Here is a 19,555-nt window from a genome sequence, read left to right on the forward strand (position 1 = left end):
GATTAATGCAGGGGAATGGTACCGTCCATCACCTTGTAGAACGCCAGCACGGCGCAACCGAGCAGGGCTGCCGTCATCCCCTGCTCCAGCCGGTTGAGGCTGCGCAGGCCGTGGTGCTGGCGCGCCTTCCAGTAGATGAAGATCCCCGGGCTGTAGAGCAGCGCCACCAGCAAGAGGTACTCCACTCCGGCGGCATAGACCAGCCAGCAGCCATAGACGGTGGCCACCAGGGCCAGCAGCAGGTCGCGCTTGCGCTGATGGGGCTGGCCCGCGTAGGTCTCCCCTTTCAACGCCAGCTTGAGGCCGTAAGCACCGGAGAAGACATAGGGCACCAGGGCAGCCGAGGTGGCGATGTTCACCAGCGCCAGATAGGTGCTGTTCTGGAAGTAGATGATGATGAGGAAGATCTGCACCAGGCAGGTGGAGCACCAGAGCGACACCTTGGGGGAGCCGTTCTTGTTCTCCTTGGCGAACCAGGCCGGGAAGACCCCGGTCTTGCCGGCTATGTAGGGCACTTCCGCCGCCAGCACGGTCCAGCTCAGCAGGGCCCCCATCACCGAGATCACCAGGCCGATGTTGATGAGCCAGGCGCCCCAGGGGCCGACCACGGCTTCCAGGATCATGGCGGTGGAGGGGTTCTTGAGGGCCGCCAGTTGCGGCTGGTTCATGACCCCCAGGGAGAACAGGGTCACCATGACGTAGAGCGCCAGGGCGCCGAGCAGCGCCAGGACGGTGGCGCGGCCCACGTCCTTGCGATGGCGGGCACGGGCGGAGACCACCACGGCCCCCTCGATGCCGATGAAGACCCAGAGGGTCACCTTCATGGTGGACTTGACCTGATCCATCACGGAGCCGAGCTCGGGACTCCCCTGCCCCCAGAGATCCAGGGTGAAGGTCTCCATGTTGAAAGCGAGCAGGATGGCTACACAGAAGACGATGAGGGGCACCATCTTGGCGATGGTGGTGACGATGTTCACCAGCGCCGCCACCTGGATGCCGCGCAGCACCAGGGCATGCACCGACCAGATGAGCAGGGAGGCGAGCGTGATGGCGACCGGGGTGTTGCCGTCACCGAAGATGACATTGTCCGACGTGTCGAAGAAATAGCTCAGCGCACTGAACACCACGATGGCGTAGGAGACGTTGGCCAGCAGCTGGCACAGCCAGTAACCCCAGGCGGCGTTGAAGCCGACGAAATCCCCGAACCCCGCCTTGGCGTAGCTGAAGATGCCGCCATCGAGATCCGGTCGACGCATGGAGAGATTCTGGTAGACCAGGGCGAGGCAGATCATGCCGATCCCCGTGATGGCCCATCCCAGGGCGACGGCCCCGGCACTGGCGTGCGCTGCGATGTTTTGCGGCAGACTGAAAACCCCGGCACCGACCATGGAGCCGATCACCAGCGAAATGAGGGCACCCAGCCCCAGTTTCTTGTCCATCTCAAACCTGTTTTATTAGGCGGCGGCTGAGCATCCGTATTCATACAGCGCGCGACATGGGAGGGGCTAAAAATCCGTACCCCGTGAAAAAGGCGGCAACTATATTGCATGACTATTCCGGCCGCAATCCCTCTTGCCGTCAATCATGAGCCGCCTTGACCGCGCGCAATTTTACAGCACTGACCCGGGGTGCCTGTGAGCTGGTTCAAATTAAGAAAGACCCGTTGATATTTCACGACTTTTCATGATGTCGCCCCGCTTTTCAAAAAGCGGACCTGCATGGCTATGCACCCTTGCTCTGGGGCCTTTCCCCTGTAAAAACGCCCCTGCAGGAGGGGCGTCAGAGAGGGTATATGCAGGGGGGGACTAGAGCCTCAAGCCGCCGTCCAGCTCGATCATCCGCCCCGACAGATAGTCGTTGGCAAGGATGAACTGCACCGTCTGGGCCAGCTGCGCCGCCTGCCCCAGGGTGCCCACCGGGATGGCCTGCTGCATGCGGGCCATGGCTTCGGGTTTCATCGCCGCCGTCATGTCGGTGGCAAAGACGCCGGGGGCGATGCCCATCACCCGGATGCCGTGACGGGCCAGTTCCTTCCCCCAGGTGACCACCAGAGAGGCCACCCCCGCCTTGCTGGCGGCATAGTTGCTCTGGCCCATGTTGCCGGCCCGGGCGATGGAGGAGATGTTGATGATGACGCCCCCCTCCCCGCCGGTGGCCATCAGCGCCGCCCCCTCGCGCCCGCACAGGAAAGTGCCGGTGAGGTTGACGTCGATGACGCTCTGCCACTGGGCCAGGCTCATCTTCTCCGTCAGTGCCCCCTCCTTCACCTTGATCAGCATGCCGTCGCGCAGGATGCCGGCACAGTTGACGAGGCCGTGCAGGGCCCCCAACTGATCCTTGATGGCGGCGAAGGTCGCCTCGACCTCCGGCTCGCTTGCCACGTTGCAGACGAACAGAGCGCAGCGGCCGTCACGGCTGCGCACCTCCGCCTCGGTCACCTCCAGATCGGTGCGGTTGACGTCGATGAGTGCAAGCACGGCACCTTGCTCCGCCAGACTCAGGGCGATGGCGCGCCCGAGCCCCCTGCCCGCCCCCGTGATCGCAATGACTTTCCGTGTGATATCCATAAATGCTCCTGGTGAGATGGCCGGTGACTGTCGAGTCAAAGACTCTCGGGTAAAAAGGTAGATAGCGGCCCTTAACCCGGCGCAGTTTTGTCCCGATAGAGCTCGAGGATACTGGAGAAATCCTTGTTCTCCTGGCCCAGGCTCGCGTGCAGGTTGAAGAGGTTGCGGGCCAGGGCCCCCATGGGCACGGCGCTGTGGGCATGTTCCGCCAACGCCATGGCGAGCCCCAAATCTTTGACCATCAGCCGGGTCATGAAGCCCCCCTGATAGCCACGCGACGCCGGCACGTTCTCCATCACCCCGGGCCAAGGGTTGTAGCGCTCCAGGCTCCAGTTGTTGCCCGAACTCTTGCCCATGATGGTGGAGAGCACGGCGGGATCCAGCCCCTCCTTGACCCCGAGCGCCAGCGCCTCGGCGGTGCCCGCCATGTGGATGGCGAGCAGCATGTTGTTGCACATCTTGGCGATCTGGCCAGCGCCGAGGGCCCCGGCGTGAAACAGGTTCTGCCCCATGCAGGCGAGCACGGGTCTGGCCGCTTCAAAATCCGCTTGTTCGCCGCCGACGATGAAGGTGAGGGTGCCCGCCGCCGCACCGGCCACCCCTCCCGAGACGGGTGCATCGAGAAAACGGATGCCGCGCGCCTTCGCCGCCGCCCCCACCTGACGGGCCGAAGCCACGTCTATGGTGGAGCAGTCGATGACCAGGGCGCCGGGCGACAGGGCCGCCAGCAGATCCTGGCCGCCCCGCTCACCGGCACTCTCCCCCAGCCAGAGGCTGCGCACGTGCTCACCCGCCGGCAGCATGCTGATGACCAGCTCGCAGCCGCTCACCGCTTCCCGGGCATTCCCGGCGGCAATGCAGCCGGCCTCGATGGCGCGGGTCAGGCTCTCGGGCACCAGATCAAACACCTGCACCCTGTGCCCCGCCCTGGCCAGGTTGGCGGCCATGGGGCCCCCCATGTTGCCAAGCCCGATAAACCCAATCCTTGTCATGGTGTGCTCCTTGTGTGTGATCCCGCGTCAGCGGGGGCGCAAGGGGTTGTCCCCCTCGGGCCAGCGATAGAAGGCATCCAGCCAGGCCTCGCCCGCCTGCGGGGCCTGCCAGCGAGGGGACTTGTCCTTGTCGATGAGCAGGGCCCGCACCCCTTCCACAAAATCCCCTTTGAGTACGCAGTTGACCGAGAGGGCTAGCTCGTCGGCAAACACCTCGGCCAGCGACTGGCGCCGTGCCTGCCAGAACTGGCGCCAGAGAATGGCGCGGCTGATGGGGCACCCGCGAAGGCAGGTCTCCCGCCCCTGAGCCAGCCCCGGTTCGTCCAGCTCGGCGTCCTCGAGGCGTGCCAGCACCCTTTGCAGGGAGCGGCCGGCCAACAGCGCATCGATGCGTTCCTGGTGGGGCAGCAGTACGGGAGGCGGCAATACCTGACCAGGGGCCTCCTGCAAATCGGTGAGCAGCGCCTCGATCTGCTCGCCGGGGTCGCCTGCGGACCAGTCGAGGGCGGCGAGGCGCGCTGGCAGCTCCATCCGCTCACGGCTCCCCATGGCATGATCCGCGAGCCCCAGGCCGATGGCATCCGCCCCGTTGAAGCGGGCCCCGGTGAGGCCGAGCCAGAGCCCGAGCCGCCCCGGCATGCGGCTCAAAAACCAGCTGGCCCCCACATCCGGATAGAGGCCTATGGTCACCTCCGGCATGGCGAACAGGCTCTTTTCGGTCACCACCCGGAATCCGGCCCCGGCAAAGAGGCCGATGCCGCCCCCCATGCAGATGCCGTCCGCCACGCAGATGAGGGGCTTGCTATAGCGATGGATGTGATGATCGAGCCGGTACTCCTGCAGGAAGAAGTCGCGAGCATAGCCAAACAGTGCCGACTCGCTCGCCTCCTGTTTGCGGTAGTAGAAGGAGCGGATGTCGCCACCGGCGCAAAACGCCTTCTCGCCGGCCCCTTGCAGCAGCACGCAGACGATGGCCGGATCCTGCTCCCAGCGGGTCAACGCAGCCTGCAACAACTGGATCATCTCAAGGCTCAGGGCGTTGAGGGAGGCGGGGCTGTCCAGGGTCAGCATGCCGATGCGGCGGCCATCCGCCGTGGGGCGGGTCTCGATGCGCACGGGCTCACTCATGGGCAGCCCCCGCAGACCGGGTATCTGCCCCTGCGACATGGCGGGTCGCCATCATTACCTCATTCATCCTTCACTCCCTCACTCTTTCGGTTTGGATTGGTCGTAACGCCAGCGCGGGGCCCGCTTCTCCAGGAAGGCCGCCACCCCTTCGCGCTGGTTGGCATCGTCAAACAGGGCGAGAAAGAGGCTGCGCTCGAGTGGCAGCGCCGCGTCCCTGTGGGTGCTTCGCCCCTGATTGATGAGCTGTTTGCAGGCACGCAGGGCGCTCGGGCTCTGGCGCTCCACCAGCTGGGCCATCTGCTGCGCCGCCTCCCAGGCGTGCCCCTCGGTCACCACCTCCTCCACCAGCCCCATCTCGTAGGCCAGGGTGGCGCTCACCTTCTCGCCGCAGAGGATCATCCGCTTGGCCCAGCCCGGCCCCACCAGCTCGGTGAGGCGCTGGGTGCCGCCGGCGCAGGGCAGCAAGCCCACCGAGGCCTCCGGCAACCCCAGCTTGGCCTGCTGCTCGGCGATGCGGATGTCGCAGGCCAGCGCGACTTCGAGCCCCCCTCCCATGGCATAACCGTTGATGGCGGCGATGCTGACCCCGTGAAAGCGGGCCAGCGCCTCGAAGGCGTGGCCAAAGGCCTCGGCCACCTCGCGGGCATGCGCCAGGCTGCCGTCGGCGAACATCTTGAGATCGGCGCCGGCGCAGAAGAATTTCTCTCCGGCACCGCGGATCACCAGGGCCACCACGTCGGGGCGACCATCCAGCTCCACCATCATCTGCAAGAAGGCTTTCAGGCTGGCGAGCGTCCAGGTGTTGGCGGGTGGGTGATCGAGGGTGATGTAGGCCACGTGGCCGTGATATTCGAGCCTGATCCTTGTCATTGCGTTGTCCTTGTCAAAAAAACTGCCCCATGATGACAGGGTTGAATGGAGCCAACCTGCACCTGGCTCACAAAGCCTGAGGACGCGCCGACTGCGTCCTCAGAGCAGGCCCCTCCCGCTACTCCAGCGACAGGCCGGGGTCGGCCAGCAGGCGGCGGGCGATGATGAGCCGCATCACTTCATTCGTCCCTTCCAGAATGCGGTGCACCCGGGTATCGCGCAGATAGCGCTCGAGCGGATACTCGCGGATATAACCATAGCCGCCAAAGAGTTGCAGAGCGTCGTCGCAGATGCGGTGCCCCACGTCGGTGGCAAAACGCTTGGCCATGGCGCACCAGGCGCTCTTGTCCGGACTGCCCTCATCGAGTTTGGCGGCCGCCTGGCGCACCAGCAGGCGGGCGGCGGCGAGCTCGGTGGCCATGTCGGCCAGGCGAAACTGCACGCTCTGGAATTCGCTGATCGGGTGTCCAAATTGCTGGCGCTGCTGCACATGGGCCAGGGCATCGTTGAGAGCCTGCTGAGCTGTGCCCAGCGAACAGCTGGCGATGTTGATGCGCCCCCCATCGAGCGCCTGCATGGCGAACTTGAACCCTTCCCCCTCCTCCCCCAGCCGGAAGCGAGCGGGAATGCGCACGGCGCTGAAGTTCACCTCCCGGGTCGGCTGGCTGTTCCAGCCCATCTTCTCCTCCGCCTTGCCGTAGCTCACGCCGGGGGTCTGGGCCGGTACCATGAAGGCAGAGATCCCCTTGGCCCCCTCGCCACCGGTGCGGGCCATCACCACCAGCACGTCTGTGCTGCCGGCGCCCGAGATGAACACCTTGCTGCCGTCGAGGAGGTATTCTTCGCCATCGCGCACGGCGCGGGTCTTGAGGGCCGCAGCGTCGGAGCCCGCCCCTGGCTCGGTGAGGCAGTAGGATCCCAGCAGCTCGCCGCTGGCCAGCCGAGGTACCCACTCCTCGGCCACCTCGGCAGGCAGCCAGCTGCCCAGCATCCAGCTCACCATGTTGTGGATGGTGAGATAGGCGGTGGTGGAGGTGCAGCCCATGGCGAGGCGCTCGAAGATGAGGCTGGCATCGAGCCGGTTCAGGCCCAGACCGTCATACTGCTCCGGGGTATAGAGGCCACACAGGCCCAGCGCCGCCGCCTGCTTGATGGTGGGGATGGGGAACTCGTGCTCCCTGTCCCAGCGCGCGGCGTGGGGTTTGAGCGCCAGATCGGCGAAGGCGCCGGCCGACTCGACACAGGCCCGTTGGGATTCGGTCAGGGTAAAATCCATCTTGTTCGCTTCCTTTGTACTTGTTCCGTCGATCCGTTGCTGTCAATGGGGGCACTCGGGCAAAGTGGGCAACCCCTGCCGTCAGCGCAGCTGAATGGTCATATTGGGGCCGCTGGGAATGTCTTCGTCGAACCAGCGCTCCGTCACCGTCTTGGTCTCGGTGTAAAAACGCACCGCCTGCTTGCCGTAGGCGTGCAGATCCCCGTAGAAGGAGCCGCGCCAGCCGGTAAAGGAGAAGAACGGCAGCGGCACCGGGATGGGCACGTTGATCCCTACCTGGCCCACCGCCACCTCGTGGCGGAACTTGCGGGCGGCGGCGCCACAGCCGGTGAAGAGGGAGGTGCCGTTGCCATAGGGGTTGGCGTTGATGAGGGCGAGCGCCTCGTCGAGGCTCCCCACCTCGAGGCAGGCCAGCACGGGCCCGAAGATCTCCTCCCGGTAGATGCGCATCTCGGGGGTCACGCCGCGAAACAGGGTTGGTCCCACCCAGTTGCCCACCGGGTAGCCGGGTACGTCGCAAAAACGGCCGTCCAGCAGGCACTCGGCTCCCTCGGCAATCCCCGCCTCGATAAGCCCCTCCACCCTGACTTTCGCCTCCGGGCTGATGAGGGGGCCATAAGCCGCCTCGGGATCGTGCCAGACGCCGGGTTTCACCTTGGCGAACTCGGCGGCAAGCTCGGGGATCCACTCCCTGGCGCTCCCCACGAACACCGCCACGCTGATGGCCATGCAGCGCTGACCGGCGGCGCCGACCCCGGCTCCCACGAGGTTGCTGAGCACCTGCGCCTTGTTGGCATCCGGCATGATCACCATGTGGTTCTTGGCGCCGACAAAACACTGGGCGCGCTTGAGCTGTGACGTGGCGCTGCGATAGACGTGACCACCGACCCGGGCCGAGCCCACGAAACTGACTGCCTTGACATCGGGATGGGCCAGCAGCGCATCCACCTGCTCGGCGCCGCCATGCACCACCGACAGAATGCCCTTGGGGGCCCCCGCCTCGGTAAACAGCTCGGCCAGGCGCATGGGAGTGAGCGGATCCTGCTCGGAGGGCTTGAGCACGAAGCCGTTGCCGCAGGCCACCGCCAGCGGGAACATCCAGAGCGGGATCATGGCCGGAAAGTTGAACGGCGTGATGCCGACGCAGACCCCGAGAGGCTGCACCCAGGAGTGGCCATCGACCCTGCGCGCCACGTTGCCCATGGTCTCCCCCAGGGTCTGGCTCGCAATGGCGCAGGCCTGCTCCACCACCTCGATGCCGCGCCAGACGTCCCCCTTGGCGTCCGCCAGGTTCTTGCCGGTTTCCTGGGCCAGCAGGGTCGCCAGCTCGTCGTGATGCACTTTCAACAGATGCTGGTAGTTGAACATCACCCGGGCCCGCTCGGAGGTCGGCACCTCTCGCCACAGCAGATAGGCGTCGTGAGCGGTGCGCACCGCCAGCTCAATTTCCGCAGAGGTAGCTTTCGGCACCCGCGCCAGCAGATGCTGGTCCGCCGGGTCGGTCACCTCGATCCACTCGTCGCTTGCGGACGGACACGCCTCGCCACCGATGTAGAGCGGCAGATCCCCGTACTGGGTGTGATGCTGGCTCATGCCCCCCTCCTGGCCCGTTGGCAGGCGATGGCAGGCCACCCTGGGCCGGCCACATCCATCTTGCTGTTGCACATCCTGTTCACTCCTTGCGCTCCTCTGCCCGGGTAGCCCTTGCGACGGGCTGCCATCGAATTTACCTTAGACTAACAACCAATTTACGTTTACGCTAACGTAAACTTGAATCACGAATGGACTGACCAGTCATCACCCTGATGGCAGGGGAAATCGGCAGTCCACTGCACCAAGGAGAGCACGGATGCATGCCCTGATGGATGAAACCCTCCAGGCCCTGACCGAACAGGTCGAGGCTTTCTGCCAAAAAGTGATCGCACCGCGTGCCAGCGAGATCGATCAGAGCAACGCTTTCCCCCGGGATCTCTGGCCCCGCATGGGTGAACTGGGGCTGCACGGCATCACGGTGGCGGAGGAGTATGACGGGGTGAACCTCGGCTATCTGGCCCATGTGCTGGTGATGGAGCAGGTGAGCCGCGCCAGCGCCTCGATCGGCCTCTCCTACGGCGCCCACTCCAATCTCTGCATCAATCAGATCCACCGCCACGGCACCCCTGATCAGAAGGCGAGATATCTGCCTGATCTGGTCAGCGGCAAACACGTGGGGGCGCTGGCCATGAGCGAGCCGGGTGCCGGCTCCGACGTGGTCAGCATGCGCCTCACCGCGGTGCGCGAGGGGGATCACTTCGTGCTGAACGGCAACAAGATGTGGATCACAAACGGGCCCGATGCCGACACCTTCGTCATCTATGCCAAGACCGATGCCGCCGCCGGGCCCAAAGGGATTTCCGCCTTTATCGTCGAGGCGGGAACTCCCGGTTTTTCCACCGCCCAGAAGCTCGACAAGCTCGGCATGCGCGGCTCCAGTACCTGCGAGCTGGTGTTCGACAACTGCCGGGTGCCGCAGGAGAACCTGCTGGGTCCCCTGCACGGCGGGGTCAAGGTACTGATGAGCGGGCTCGACTACGAGCGGGTGGTGCTGGCAGCAGGCCCCCTTGGCATCATGCAGGCCTGCATGGACGTGGTGCTTCCCTATGTGCGCGAGCGCAAGCAGTTCGGTCAGGCCATCGGCGAGTTCCAGCTGGTGCAAGGCAAGCTCGCCGACATGTATACCCGCCTCGCCAGCAGCCGGGCACTGGTCTACTCGGTGGCGAGCGCCTGCGATCAGGGCCGCACCAGCCGCAAGGATTGCGCCGCCGCCATTTTGTTTGCCGCCGAGAACGCCACCCAGATGGCTCTCGATGCCATCCAGCTGCTCGGCGGCAACGGCTATATCAACGAATACCCCACAGGCCGCCTGCTGCGGGACGCCAAGCTCTACGAGATCGGCGCCGGCACCTCGGAGATCCGCCGCTGGCTCATCGGCCGCGAGCTGATGGGGGATAACGCATGAGCAGGCTCCACTCCCGTCTCGACACCGCGAGCCCCGACTATGAGGCCAATCGGGCCGCCATGCAGGCCCTGGTCGACGATCTCAATGCCCGCCTGGAGGAGATAGCCTTGGGTGGCGGTGCTGCCAACAACGCCCGCCATCAGGCCCGCGGCAAGCTGCTGCCCCGCGAGCGCATCAACCAGCTGCTGGACCCGGGCTCTCCCTTTCTCGAACTGTCGGCACTGGCCGGCTGGCAGGTCTATGACGAGCCAGTGCCCGCCGCCGGCATCCTCACCGGCATCGGCCGGGTCTCTGGGCGCCTGTGCATGCTGGTGGTGAATGACGCCACCGTGAAGGGCGGCACCTACTACCCCCTCACGGTGAAAAAGCACCTGCGCGCCCAGGCCATTGCCGAGCGACTGCGCCTCCCCTGCCTCTATCTGGTGGATTCCGGCGGTGCCTTCCTGCCCATGCAGGACGAGGTGTTCCCCGACCGGGAGCATTTTGGCCGCATCTTCTACAACCAGGCTCGCATGTCGGCCCAGAGCATCCCCCAGCTGGCGGTGGTGATGGGGCTCTGCACCGCCGGCGGCGCCTACGTGCCCGCCATGGCGGACGAGTCGATCATGGTCAGGGAGCAGGCCACCCTCTTTCTAGCGGGCCCGCCCCTGGTTAAGGCCGCCACCGGCGAGGAGATCAGCGCAGAAGCCCTGGGCGGGGCCGAGGTACACTGCGCCCACTCCGGGGTAGCGGATCACATGGCCCGGGACGATGCCCATGCCCTGGCCATCGCCCGCACCCTGGTAAGCAACCTGGGGGACAACCAGACGGCGGCGTCACCCGCCCCATCCGCTCCCTCCTATGATGAGCCGCACTACCCCATCGAGGAGCTCTACGGCCTGGTGGGCACCAGTCTCAAGCGCCCCTATGACGCACGAGAACTGATCGCCCGGCTGGTGGATGGCTCTGTGTTTGACGAATTCAAGGCGTTGTTCGGCACTACCTTGGTGACGGGTTTTTCCCGCATTGAGGGCATGCAGGTGGGGATCCTCGCCAACAATGGCGTGCTGCACAGCGACAGCGCCCAGAAGGGGGCCCACTTCATCCAGCTTTGCAACCAGCGGGGGATCCCGCTGCTGTTTCTGCAAAACATCACCGGTTTTATGGTAGGAAGTACGGCGGAGAAAGAGGGGATCGCCAAGCACGGCGCCAAGCTGGTGACCGCCGTGGCCTGCAGCCGGGTGCCCAAGATCACCCTGATCGTCGGCGGCAGCTTCGGCGCCGGCAACTACGGCATGTGCGGGCGCGCCTATGAACCGGATTTTCTCTTCAGCTGGCCCAACAGCCGCATCTCCGTCATGGGGGGCGAGCAGGCGGCCGGGGTGCTGGTGCAGGTGCGCCGGGACAAGCTCGCCGCCGAGGGCAAGACTCTGGGCGAGTCGGAGGCGGCCGCCATTCGCGCCCCGGTGATCGCGCAATACGAGCGCCAGGGTCACCCCTATTACGCCAGTGCTCGCCTGTGGGATGACGGCGTCATCGACCCGGCCCAGAGCCGCACCGTGCTGGCCCTGGCGCTGGCGGCCTGCCAGGGGGCCGAGCCTGGCCCTGGGCAGTACGGCATCTTCCGGATGTAAGGAGTTCATATGTCAGACCCGCTCTTCAACGATCCCCTTGCCCATTTTCGCCTTGAGCGCCACGGCCCGGTGATCGAGCTGGTGCTCGCCCGCCCGGCCCGTCACAACGCCCTCGATGCCGACCTGATGCAGGGGCTGCTCGACTGCCTCGACGAGCTGGCCCACGGCCAGCCCCTCGCCGACCGCCCCCACGTGCTGCTGCTGCGCGCCGAGGGGCCGCATTTTTGCGCGGGCGCCGATCTCGAGTGGATGCGCAAGATGGCCGGGGAGGCATTCGACCCCCGCGCCTTTGACAAGAATCGCGAGGACGCCCGGGTGCTGGCCCACCTGATGCAGGCACTGGACGAGCTGCCCTTCCCCACGGTAGCCCTGGTGCAGGGGGCCGCCTACGGTGGAGCCTTGGGACTTATCTGCGCCTGCGACATCGTGCTGGCCAGCGAAAATGCCCGCTTCTGCCTCTCCGAGGTGACCCTGGGACTGGTGCCTGCGGTGATCAGCCCCTACGTGGTGCGCGCCATGGGGATGCGCCAGGCCCGCCGCTACATGCTGAGCGCAGAGCCCTTCGATGCCATCACCGCCTGCCGACTCAACGTGGTGCACAGGCTCAGCCAGCCTGATCAGTTGTTGGCGGAGGGACGCGCCATGGCCCTGCGGTTGTGTCGCAACGGCCCCCAGGCGATGAAGGAGACCAAGCGGCTGCTGGCCGCCCTCGAAGGGCGCCCAGGCCACCAGCACGAAGAGCAGACCGTCGAGACCATCGCCCGGGTACGGGTCGGCCTCGAGGCCCAGGAGGGGATCCAGGCCTTCTTCGACAAACGCCCCCCAACCTGGCGCCCCCGTTTCAAGGACGAAGCATGACCCATCACACTCCCATCAAGCGCCTGCTGATCGCCAATCGCGGTGAAATCGCCGTGCGCATCATCAAGACCGCACGGCGCCTCGGCATCCACACCATCGCCCTCTACTCGGACGCCGACGCCCGCGCCATGCACGTGCGCGAAGCCGACGAGGCCTGGCATCTGGGACCGGCCCCCGCCCGGGAGAGCTACCTCGACACCGGCAAGGTGCTCAAGATTGCCAAAGAGGCGAATGCCGACGCCATCCACCCGGGCTACGGTTTCCTCTCCGAGAACAGCGACTTTGCCACCGCCTGCGAGCAGCGGGGCGTGCGCTTTGTCGGCCCAAGCGGCGCCGCCATCCTCGCCATGGGGGACAAGTCGGGGGCCAAGGGCCTGATGCAGGCAACCGGCGTCCCCGTGCTGCCCGGTTATCACGGCGCGGATCAGCACCCCGACTTTTTGCGCGATCAGGCGAGCCTGGTGGGCTTCCCGCTCCTTATCAAGGCGGCCAGCGGCGGCGGCGGCAAGGGGATGCGCCGGGTCGATCAGCTGGCCGACTTTGACGACGCCCTGGCGGCGGTCAAGCGGGAGGCGAGTGCCGCCTTTGGCGACGACCATGTGCTGCTGGAGCGCTATCTCCCCCGCGCCCGTCACGTGGAGGTGCAGGTCTTTGCCGATGCCCTTGGCAACGCCATCTATCTGGGGGACAGGGACTGCTCCTTGCAGCGCCGCCACCAGAAGGTGATCGAGGAGGCCCCCGCCCCCGACATCTCCCCTGCCCTGCGCCGCGCCATGGGCGAGGCGGCCGTGGCGGCGGCCAAGGCCATCGCCTATCGGGGGGCGGGCACCATCGAGTTTCTGCTATGCGGGGAGGAGTTCTTCTTCATGGAGATGAACACCCGGTTGCAGGTGGAGCACCCGGTTACCGAGGCCATCACAGGCCAGGATCTGGTGGCCTGGCAGCTGGCGGTGGCCGAGGGCAAACCGCTGCCCCTCACCCAGGAACAGGTGGTGCTGCGTGGCCACGCGGTGGAGGCGCGCCTCTACGCCGAGGACGTGGCCGCCGGTTTTCTGCCAGCGAGCGGCCCCATCCACTGGCTCACCTGGCCCAAGGGGGTGCGCATCGACACCGGCGTCACCGCTGGCGATGAGGTGAGCCCCTATTACGACCCCATGATCGCCAAGCTCGTCGCCCACGCACCGAGCCGCAGCGAAGCCTTTGCCACCCTGGCCGATGCCCTGGCAGCCCTGGATCTCGGCCCTCTGGTGCACAACGGCCCGCTCCTGCAGCGCCTGTGCGAAGCGCCAGAGGTGCTGGCGATGCGCCACCACACCCAGTGGCCCATTCCCACCGACACCCTGCCCGTTCCGGCGCTCGCCTGGCCCCTCGCCACCCTCTGGCTCGCCACTTGCGAGCGCGATGCCTCCCCCTGGCAGCAGGCCGCAGGCTTTCGGCTGGGCCCCACCCGCCGCTTTTGCGCCACGGTGCGCATCGGCGAGGAGACCCGCACTCTCACCCTCGCCGAGCGAGGGGGCGCCCTGCTCTGGCAGGGCGAGCAGATCCCGTTTGAACTCGGGTCAGATCAGATCCGCCTGTGCCAGAGTGGACATTGGCAGCGCTATCCGGTGCAGCCCCTCGGCGAGGGTGCCTATTTGCTGCACCTGGCGGGCAGACGCATCCGCTTCTCGCTCGATGATCAGCATCATCAGCTCCACCATGATCACGACACGAGCCATGTCCCGGGCATCCTGGCCCCCATGCACGGCATCGTGGTGGCGTTGCAGGTCGAGGCCGGCCAGCCGGTCAGCAAGGGGCAACCCCTTCTGGTACTGGAGGCGATGAAGATGGAGCACGTCCTCAAGGCCGACCGGGACGGGGTGATTGAGGCCCTGCAGTGCCGCCAGGGGGAACAGGTGAGCCAGGGCGCCGTGCTGGTGCGCTTTGCCGAGGACCATACCGCGCAGGAGGAGCGCTCATGAGCCACACGCACGAGAGCCGGGACGACAAGGTCAGCCTGGTGGAGATGGGGCCGCGGGACGGCCTGCAAAATGAGGCCGCCACCCTCTCCCTGGCGCAGCGGCTGGCGCTCATCGCCCGCCTGGCCGAGAGCGGGTTGCAGCGCATCGAGGTGGGGGCCTTCGTGTCGCCCAAAAAGGTGCCTCAGATGGCGGATTCCGCCGCACTCTTCAACGCCCTGCCGCGCAGGGGGCCGACCCGCTATGGCGCCCTGGTGCCCAATCTGCAGGGTCTGCAGGCCGCCATCGCCGCCCGCGCCGACGAGATAGGCCTCTTTACCGCCTGCTCGGACGGCTTTACCCGAGCCAACATCGGCATCAGCGTGGAGGAGTCCCTGGTGCGCTTCGCCCCCCTGGTGCAGGAGGCGCGCAGCCTCGGCATCAAGGTGCGCGGCTACCTCTCCACCGTCATCGCCTGCCCGTTCGACGGCCCGACCCGCCCGAAACGGGTCGCCGCCCTGGCCGAGCGACTGCTGGATCTGGGCTGCCACGAGATATCCCTCGGCGACACCATCGGCGTCGGCACCCCGGGCACCGTGGCTCCCATGCTGGATGCAGTGCTGCACGAGATCCCGGCGGGCCGGCTTGCGGTTCATTTTCACGACACCTATGGCCAGGGGCTGGCCAACCTGCTGCCGGCGCTCGAGCGCGGGATCCGCACCATCGACTGCTCGGTGGCCGGGCTCGGCGGCTGCCCCTATGCCCCCGGCGCCTCCGGCAATGTGGCGTCGGAAGAGGTGGTCTATCTGCTGCACGGCCTTGGCATGAGCACAGGCGTCGATCTCGACCAGCTGGCCGCCACCGGCCAGTGGGTGAGCGAGCTGCTGGGGCGCCCCAACGGCTCCCGGGTCGGCCAGGCCCTGCACGGGAGGGGACGGCGCCTAGCACAAGAGCGCGAGCAGCGCACCCCGGGAGGCCATCATGCATCATGAACCCGGCCCTTGCCGCGGGGCCAGGACCCCGCCAGCTCATCAGGAGGGCGCACCATGAGAGCCAGACACGCCAGTGGCAAGGAGAGGACCTACAGCATCTCGGAGCTGGCCCAGGAGTTCGACATCACCCCACGCACCATCCGCTATTACGAGGACGAGGGGCTCATCACCCCGACCCGGGAGGGGCAGACCCGCATCTACAGCCACAAGGACAGGATCCGCCTGAAATTGACCCTGCGCGGCAAGCGCCTCGGGTTCAGCCTGGCGGAGATCCGCGAGCTGTTCGACATGTACGACACCGACCGCTCCAGCCGGATGCAGCTTCACTCCATGATCCAGCTCATCGAGGCCAGACGCCACTCCCTGCGCCAGCAGCTGGAGGACATCCAGATGGTGATGGCCGAGCTCGATGCCGCCGAGCAGCGCTGCATCCACTCCCTCGGCGGCTTGAAAACCGACGGGGATTGACAGACTCTGGGGGAATCTCGCCCCGGTATCCCGGTTTTCCAGTGGATATCCGCAGTGGCAGGCCCTGACCCGGCAGCCCCCTTGTTCCCCCCATCGCCCGTCACGGCATGCCGGACAGACTGGGCGGTTTGGGCAAGCGGCGAGGTGGGGCAAACGGGGGAAATCCGGCCTTGGTCGCACAATATTTCCCCAGCCCGGTCAGAGTGCGGCGCACCTCATGAGTCCTTCCCATGAACCGGGCACGATTAATTGCTACCATATGCGCATCAAATGGAGACCATCATGCTCAAGCCTCTGCCCGCTCGTCTGCTGCGCTATGCCCTCTATCTTCTCGCGCTCCTGCTCATCGGCATCACCATCCTGCTCTGGCAGGCGCCGACCCTCATCCAGCGCCATCTCCCCGGCTGGCTTGCCACCCATTACGGTCTGCACCTCTCCCTTGGCAAGATAGAGGTGGGGATCCGCTCCCCCTCCCTCGTGCTGGGGCCCAGCGCCCTGCTCGATGAGCAGCAGCAAGCGCTGGTGTCGTTTGAAGAGCTGAAGCTCATTCCCGCCTTGAAAGCGAGCTGGCAGCAGCGCGCCCTGGTACTGGAAGAGGCCACCCTGACCGCCCCCAGGGCAGATCTGGTGCGCCTCGAGGATCTCAAGGGGGCGGCACGCTTCAACCTGACCGATGCACTGGCCTCCTTGCTCGCCCCTGCGCCGGAGCAAACACCGCCAGCTAGCGCCGAGCCCGTGCTGGTGACCATCGGCAAGCTGTCCGTCGAGCAGGGCCGGCTCAGCTACCGGGACAGCCGCAAGCAGAGCAGCCCGGGGTGGGTGCCGCCCCTCACCCTGGACAAGCTCGCCCTGCACCTGCCCGGCTTTTCCACCGCAGAGGGGGTGCTCAACCCCTATCGCCTGAGCGCCACCGTCAACGAGAAGAGCCCCCTCAAGGCCGAAGGGGAGTTCGACATGATGAGCGGCGCCGGCAAGGGCAACCTCAGCCTTGGCAAGGTGGCCATCGCCCCTTTCGCCCCCCTCTGGGCCCCCTATCTCAAGGCGACCCTCGCCAAAGGGGAGGCCAGCGCCGAGCTCGCCTATCGCCTCACCCAGGGCAAGCAGGGACTGGACTGGCAGTTGTCAAAGGGCAAGCTGACCCTGGCCAACTGGCAGCTCACACGCAACAAGGGGGAGGAATTTGCCCGCTTCAAGCAGTTGGCGCTGACCGGGATCCGCATCGATGGCAACAAGCAGCGCCTTGAGCTCGATGCCGCCACCCTCAAGAGCCCGGCCATCACCGCCGTCCTCGACCACCAGCAACAACTGGATCTCGCGGACCTGTTGATCCCCCAGAAGACCCCCAAGGGGGGCAAACAACCGGCCACCCCCGCCAAGCCCTGGCAATGGGCCCTCAAGCAGACCCGCATCGACCAGGGCAGCCTCACCCTGACCGAAGCCACCAGCGGCAAGCCCCTGAAACGGGCCATCTCCGCCCTCGCCCTCACCCTGGGGCCCCTTGGCAGCCAGACCGCCCAACCCAGCCCCCTCACCCTCAACGCAGCCCTCGACACCAGGACGACGGTGGCGTTTGACGGCACCCTGGGGCTGACCCCCTTCACCCTGAACGGCGCCATCCGCCAGCAGGGGCTGCCGCTGACCCTGGCTCAACCCTACCTGCAGGATCTGCTGCGCATCAGCGTGCGGGACGGTGAGCTTGCCAGCCGCACGAGGCTTGACCTGGCCACCGACCGCCAGGGGGCCATCAGCAAGCTGGAGATAAGCGGTGGACTCGAGGTCGCGGGGCTCAACGTGCTGGATCGGGCCGACAACCAGCGCCTGCTCCAGATAGAGAATCTGCAATTGAGCGGCCTGCACTATGATGGCCTGAGCCAGCAACTGCGCATCGCCGACATCCTGCTCAGCAAACCCTATGCCCGCATCGAGATCAACGAAGAGGGGATCACCAACGTGCAGCAACTGCTGCTGCCGCAACCCGCCGCGAACGCCAGGGAGAGCGCCCCCGCCCCGCACATCGTCATCGATCAGATCCGTACCGCCCAGGGCAACCTGCGCTTCGCCGATCGCAGCCTGAGCCCGGAGTTCGTGGTGGACATCGCCTCCCTCGACGGCCAGAGCCGCCATATCAGCAACACCCCGGGTCAGCGCTCCGAGCTCGCCTTCAACGGCAAGGTGGACCGCTACGCCCCCGTCACCATCCGGGGGGGCGCCAACCTGCTCATCGAGGATCCCGTGCTGGATGTGGCCGTGGCCTTCAACAACCTGGAGCTCACCACCTTCACCCCCTACTCCAGCACCTATGCAGGCTATGCCATCGACAAGGGGCAGCTCTCCATGAAGCTCAACTACAAGCTGCAGGGCAACCGGCTGGAGGGGGACAACGACATCACCATCAAGAAGCTGCAACTCGGGGAGAAGGTCAAGAGCGAGCAAGCCAAGGATCTGCCCCTCGGCCTCGCCATCGCCCTGCTGAGCGATTCGAACGGCGTCATCAAGATGAACCTCAAGGTGAAGGGCAATCTGGATCAGCCTGATTTCAGCCTGGGCAACATCTTCTGGGACGTGCTCGGCAATACCCTCGGCAAGGCCATCACCTCCCCCTTCTCCCTGCTTGCGTCCCTGACGGGGGGCACCAAGGATCTCGACGAGCTCCCCTTCCTGCCTGGCGATCCCGCCCTGACCCCGACCCAGCAGACCAAGCTGACCACCCTCGCGCAGGCCCTCAAGGAGAGGCCCAAGCTCAGCATGAACATCCGCGGCAAGGTCAACTTCAACGAAGAGCGCCCCATCCTCCAGCGCCAGAAGCTTGAGCGGCTGCTGGCCAAGACCACCGGCAGCCCGGTGGATTTGACGCTGCTGGAGCAGGATCCCGCCATGCAATCCGCACTGGCAGAGGCCTATGAAGCCAAGTTCAACGAAGATCTCGGGGATCTGGCCGACCGGCTGCGACTCGATGAAGGGAGCGAGGCCCTGCGCGCCCAGGCGGTGCTCCTGCTGCGGGATCAGCAGCTCATCACCGCCAAGTCCCTGCGAAACCTCGCCATGCGCCGCGCCCAGAACACCAAGGAGTATCTGGTGGATACCCAGGGCATCGCGCCGGAGCGCCTCTTCGTGCTCGACAGCCAGGTGAAGGAGACGGACAAGGAAGCCAAGGTGGTGCTGACCCTGGACAACTGATCCGGCGCCCGCCGGATACCCCTCTTGTTTGCCCCGACGGCACATGGCCCGAGGGGCTCCCTCCCCTGACCCCTGCCATCAGGATTTGTCTCTCGCTAGCCGTCCCGAACAATCCAGTTATCCAGCATGTCGGCATGTCGGCATGTCGGCATGTCGGCATGTCAAAATAGATGGCCCGATCAGATATACAGTGTCTAATCGGGCCAATCCTGAACACCCTCTCCCGCACGCCACAAGGCCAACCCCGCGCCCCCCTTACATTTCGAAGCGTCTTCACAGGAGCCCCCGTGCTGCCGCACCTTCCATCTTGAGGCTCTCTGCCACAAAACGCGCCCTTGGCCCAACCTCTTGCGTCTCGGTTTTTTCACCTGGCTAGCCCATGACGCCATTCCTCCCGTCTTGACGCTTTTGCACCAGTGCAACCGGTGCTGCCGTCTCTGCCATGTTGAAGCCTCCGGCCACAGGGCGATCCCTTGGCTCACCCTCTTGCGTCTTGGTTTTTGTCATCTGGGCCCATGGCCCATCCCGCCTCTGGCTTTTTGACAAGGGCAGCCTCTGATCCTGCCCGTTGATCTTGCGCCCCTTTCGCCCGTGGCAGTCAACACGGCGCGCCTGCGGGTTTCTCAGGCGCCCCGCCCTTGTGTAGGGAACACGGTGGCGAGCGCGGGGTTGACGAGAA

At 66.0% G+C, this 19,555-nt stretch carries 14 protein-coding genes; 7 read left to right on the forward strand and 7 right to left on the reverse strand.

Going from position 1 to position 19,555, the window contains the following annotated elements:
* Positions 1–2: 2 nt before the first annotated feature.
* From arcD to AB5Y59_RS01200, 7 genes are all read right to left on the reverse strand, one after another.
* Positions 3–1,439, reverse strand: a complete 1,437-nt coding sequence (gene arcD, locus AB5Y59_RS01170) for an arginine-ornithine antiporter (RefSeq protein WP_368211315.1) — start codon at positions 1,437–1,439, stop codon at positions 3–5.
* Between the two features lie 366 nt (positions 1,440–1,805).
* Entirely contained in the window at positions 1,806–2,567 is a 762-nt protein-coding gene (locus AB5Y59_RS01175) for an SDR family oxidoreductase (protein WP_103243199.1), read from the reverse strand.
* 71 nt (positions 2,568–2,638) lie between these two features.
* A complete protein-coding gene (mmsB, locus tag AB5Y59_RS01180) occupies positions 2,639–3,559 on the reverse strand; it encodes a 3-hydroxyisobutyrate dehydrogenase (RefSeq protein WP_368211317.1) in 921 nt (306 codons plus the stop codon).
* 27 nt (positions 3,560–3,586) lie between these two features.
* Positions 3,587–4,687, reverse strand: a complete 1,101-nt coding sequence (locus AB5Y59_RS01185; protein WP_368211319.1) for an enoyl-CoA hydratase/isomerase family protein — start codon at positions 4,685–4,687, stop codon at positions 3,587–3,589.
* A gap of 78 nt (positions 4,688–4,765) precedes the next feature.
* The gene (locus tag AB5Y59_RS01190; RefSeq protein ID WP_010674596.1) at positions 4,766–5,557 is read right to left on the reverse strand and encodes an enoyl-CoA hydratase; all 792 of its coding nucleotides are present in this window, start codon (positions 5,555–5,557) and stop codon (positions 4,766–4,768) included.
* A 118-nt stretch (positions 5,558–5,675) separates the two neighbouring features.
* Complete coding sequence (locus AB5Y59_RS01195; RefSeq protein WP_069784715.1) at positions 5,676–6,833, reverse strand: acyl-CoA dehydrogenase family protein; 1,158 nt, start codon at positions 6,831–6,833, stop codon at positions 5,676–5,678.
* Between the two features lie 81 nt (positions 6,834–6,914).
* Complete coding sequence (locus AB5Y59_RS01200) at positions 6,915–8,426, reverse strand: CoA-acylating methylmalonate-semialdehyde dehydrogenase (RefSeq protein WP_368211321.1); 1,512 nt, start codon at positions 8,424–8,426, stop codon at positions 6,915–6,917.
* A gap of 256 nt (positions 8,427–8,682) precedes the next feature.
* Between AB5Y59_RS01200 and AB5Y59_RS01205 the strand changes: the two genes are divergently transcribed.
* From AB5Y59_RS01205 to AB5Y59_RS01235, 7 genes are all read left to right on the forward strand, one after another.
* Positions 8,683–9,831: an isovaleryl-CoA dehydrogenase gene (locus AB5Y59_RS01205; protein ID WP_139736866.1), complete on the forward strand. Its 1,149-nt coding sequence runs from the start codon at positions 8,683–8,685 to the stop codon at positions 9,829–9,831.
* Positions 9,828–11,444, forward strand: a complete 1,617-nt coding sequence (locus AB5Y59_RS01210; protein WP_368211323.1) for a carboxyl transferase domain-containing protein — start codon at positions 9,828–9,830, stop codon at positions 11,442–11,444. The genes AB5Y59_RS01205 and AB5Y59_RS01210 overlap by 4 nt, the downstream gene beginning before the upstream one ends.
* Positions 11,445–11,453: 9 nt before the next feature.
* The gene (locus AB5Y59_RS01215) at positions 11,454–12,302 is read left to right on the forward strand and encodes an enoyl-CoA hydratase-related protein (RefSeq protein WP_048207575.1); all 849 of its coding nucleotides are present in this window, start codon (positions 11,454–11,456) and stop codon (positions 12,300–12,302) included.
* Complete coding sequence (locus AB5Y59_RS01220; protein ID WP_368211325.1) at positions 12,299–14,263, forward strand: biotin carboxylase N-terminal domain-containing protein; 1,965 nt, start codon at positions 12,299–12,301, stop codon at positions 14,261–14,263. The genes AB5Y59_RS01215 and AB5Y59_RS01220 overlap by 4 nt, the downstream gene beginning before the upstream one ends.
* Entirely contained in the window at positions 14,260–15,231 is a 972-nt protein-coding gene (locus AB5Y59_RS01225) for a hydroxymethylglutaryl-CoA lyase (RefSeq protein WP_324038537.1), read from the forward strand. Before AB5Y59_RS01220 ends, AB5Y59_RS01225 begins: the two co-directional genes overlap by 4 nt.
* A 54-nt stretch (positions 15,232–15,285) precedes the next feature.
* The gene (locus AB5Y59_RS01230) at positions 15,286–15,699 is read left to right on the forward strand and encodes a MerR family DNA-binding transcriptional regulator (protein WP_010674587.1); all 414 of its coding nucleotides are present in this window, start codon (positions 15,286–15,288) and stop codon (positions 15,697–15,699) included.
* Between the two features lie 282 nt (positions 15,700–15,981).
* A complete protein-coding gene (locus tag AB5Y59_RS01235) occupies positions 15,982–18,876 on the forward strand; it encodes a DUF748 domain-containing protein (protein WP_368211327.1) in 2,895 nt (964 codons plus the stop codon).
* The last annotated feature ends 679 nt before the right edge of the window (positions 18,877–19,555 follow it).

It is taken from the genome of Aeromonas sp. s10 (assembly GCF_040907975.1).
Lineage (GTDB): Bacteria > Pseudomonadota > Gammaproteobacteria > Enterobacterales > Aeromonadaceae > Aeromonas > Aeromonas caviae.

Excerpts from the sequence above, each read along its gene's own strand:
- arcD (WP_368211315.1), bottom strand. The coding sequence starts at position 1,439 with ATGGACAAGAAACTGGGGCTGGGTGCCCTCATTTCGCTGGTGATCGGC.
- AB5Y59_RS01175 (WP_103243199.1), bottom strand. The coding sequence starts at position 2,567 with ATGGATATCACACGGAAAGTCATTGCGATCACGGGGGCGGGCAGGGGG.
- mmsB (WP_368211317.1), bottom strand. The coding sequence starts at position 3,559 with ATGACAAGGATTGGGTTTATCGGGCTTGGCAACATGGGGGGCCCCATG.
- AB5Y59_RS01185 (WP_368211319.1), bottom strand. The coding sequence starts at position 4,687 with ATGAGTGAGCCCGTGCGCATCGAGACCCGCCCCACGGCGGATGGCCGC.
- AB5Y59_RS01190 (WP_010674596.1), bottom strand. The coding sequence starts at position 5,557 with ATGACAAGGATCAGGCTCGAATATCACGGCCACGTGGCCTACATCACC.
- AB5Y59_RS01195 (WP_069784715.1), bottom strand. The coding sequence starts at position 6,833 with ATGGATTTTACCCTGACCGAATCCCAACGGGCCTGTGTCGAGTCGGCC.
- AB5Y59_RS01200 (WP_368211321.1), bottom strand. The coding sequence starts at position 8,426 with ATGAGCCAGCATCACACCCAGTACGGGGATCTGCCGCTCTACATCGGT.
- AB5Y59_RS01205 (WP_139736866.1), top strand. The coding sequence starts at position 8,683 with ATGCATGCCCTGATGGATGAAACCCTCCAGGCCCTGACCGAACAGGTC.
- AB5Y59_RS01210 (WP_368211323.1), top strand. The coding sequence starts at position 9,828 with ATGAGCAGGCTCCACTCCCGTCTCGACACCGCGAGCCCCGACTATGAG.
- AB5Y59_RS01215 (WP_048207575.1), top strand. The coding sequence starts at position 11,454 with ATGTCAGACCCGCTCTTCAACGATCCCCTTGCCCATTTTCGCCTTGAG.
- AB5Y59_RS01220 (WP_368211325.1), top strand. The coding sequence starts at position 12,299 with ATGACCCATCACACTCCCATCAAGCGCCTGCTGATCGCCAATCGCGGT.
- AB5Y59_RS01225 (WP_324038537.1), top strand. The coding sequence starts at position 14,260 with ATGAGCCACACGCACGAGAGCCGGGACGACAAGGTCAGCCTGGTGGAG.
- AB5Y59_RS01230 (WP_010674587.1), top strand. The coding sequence starts at position 15,286 with ATGAGAGCCAGACACGCCAGTGGCAAGGAGAGGACCTACAGCATCTCG.
- AB5Y59_RS01235 (WP_368211327.1), top strand. The coding sequence starts at position 15,982 with ATGCTCAAGCCTCTGCCCGCTCGTCTGCTGCGCTATGCCCTCTATCTT.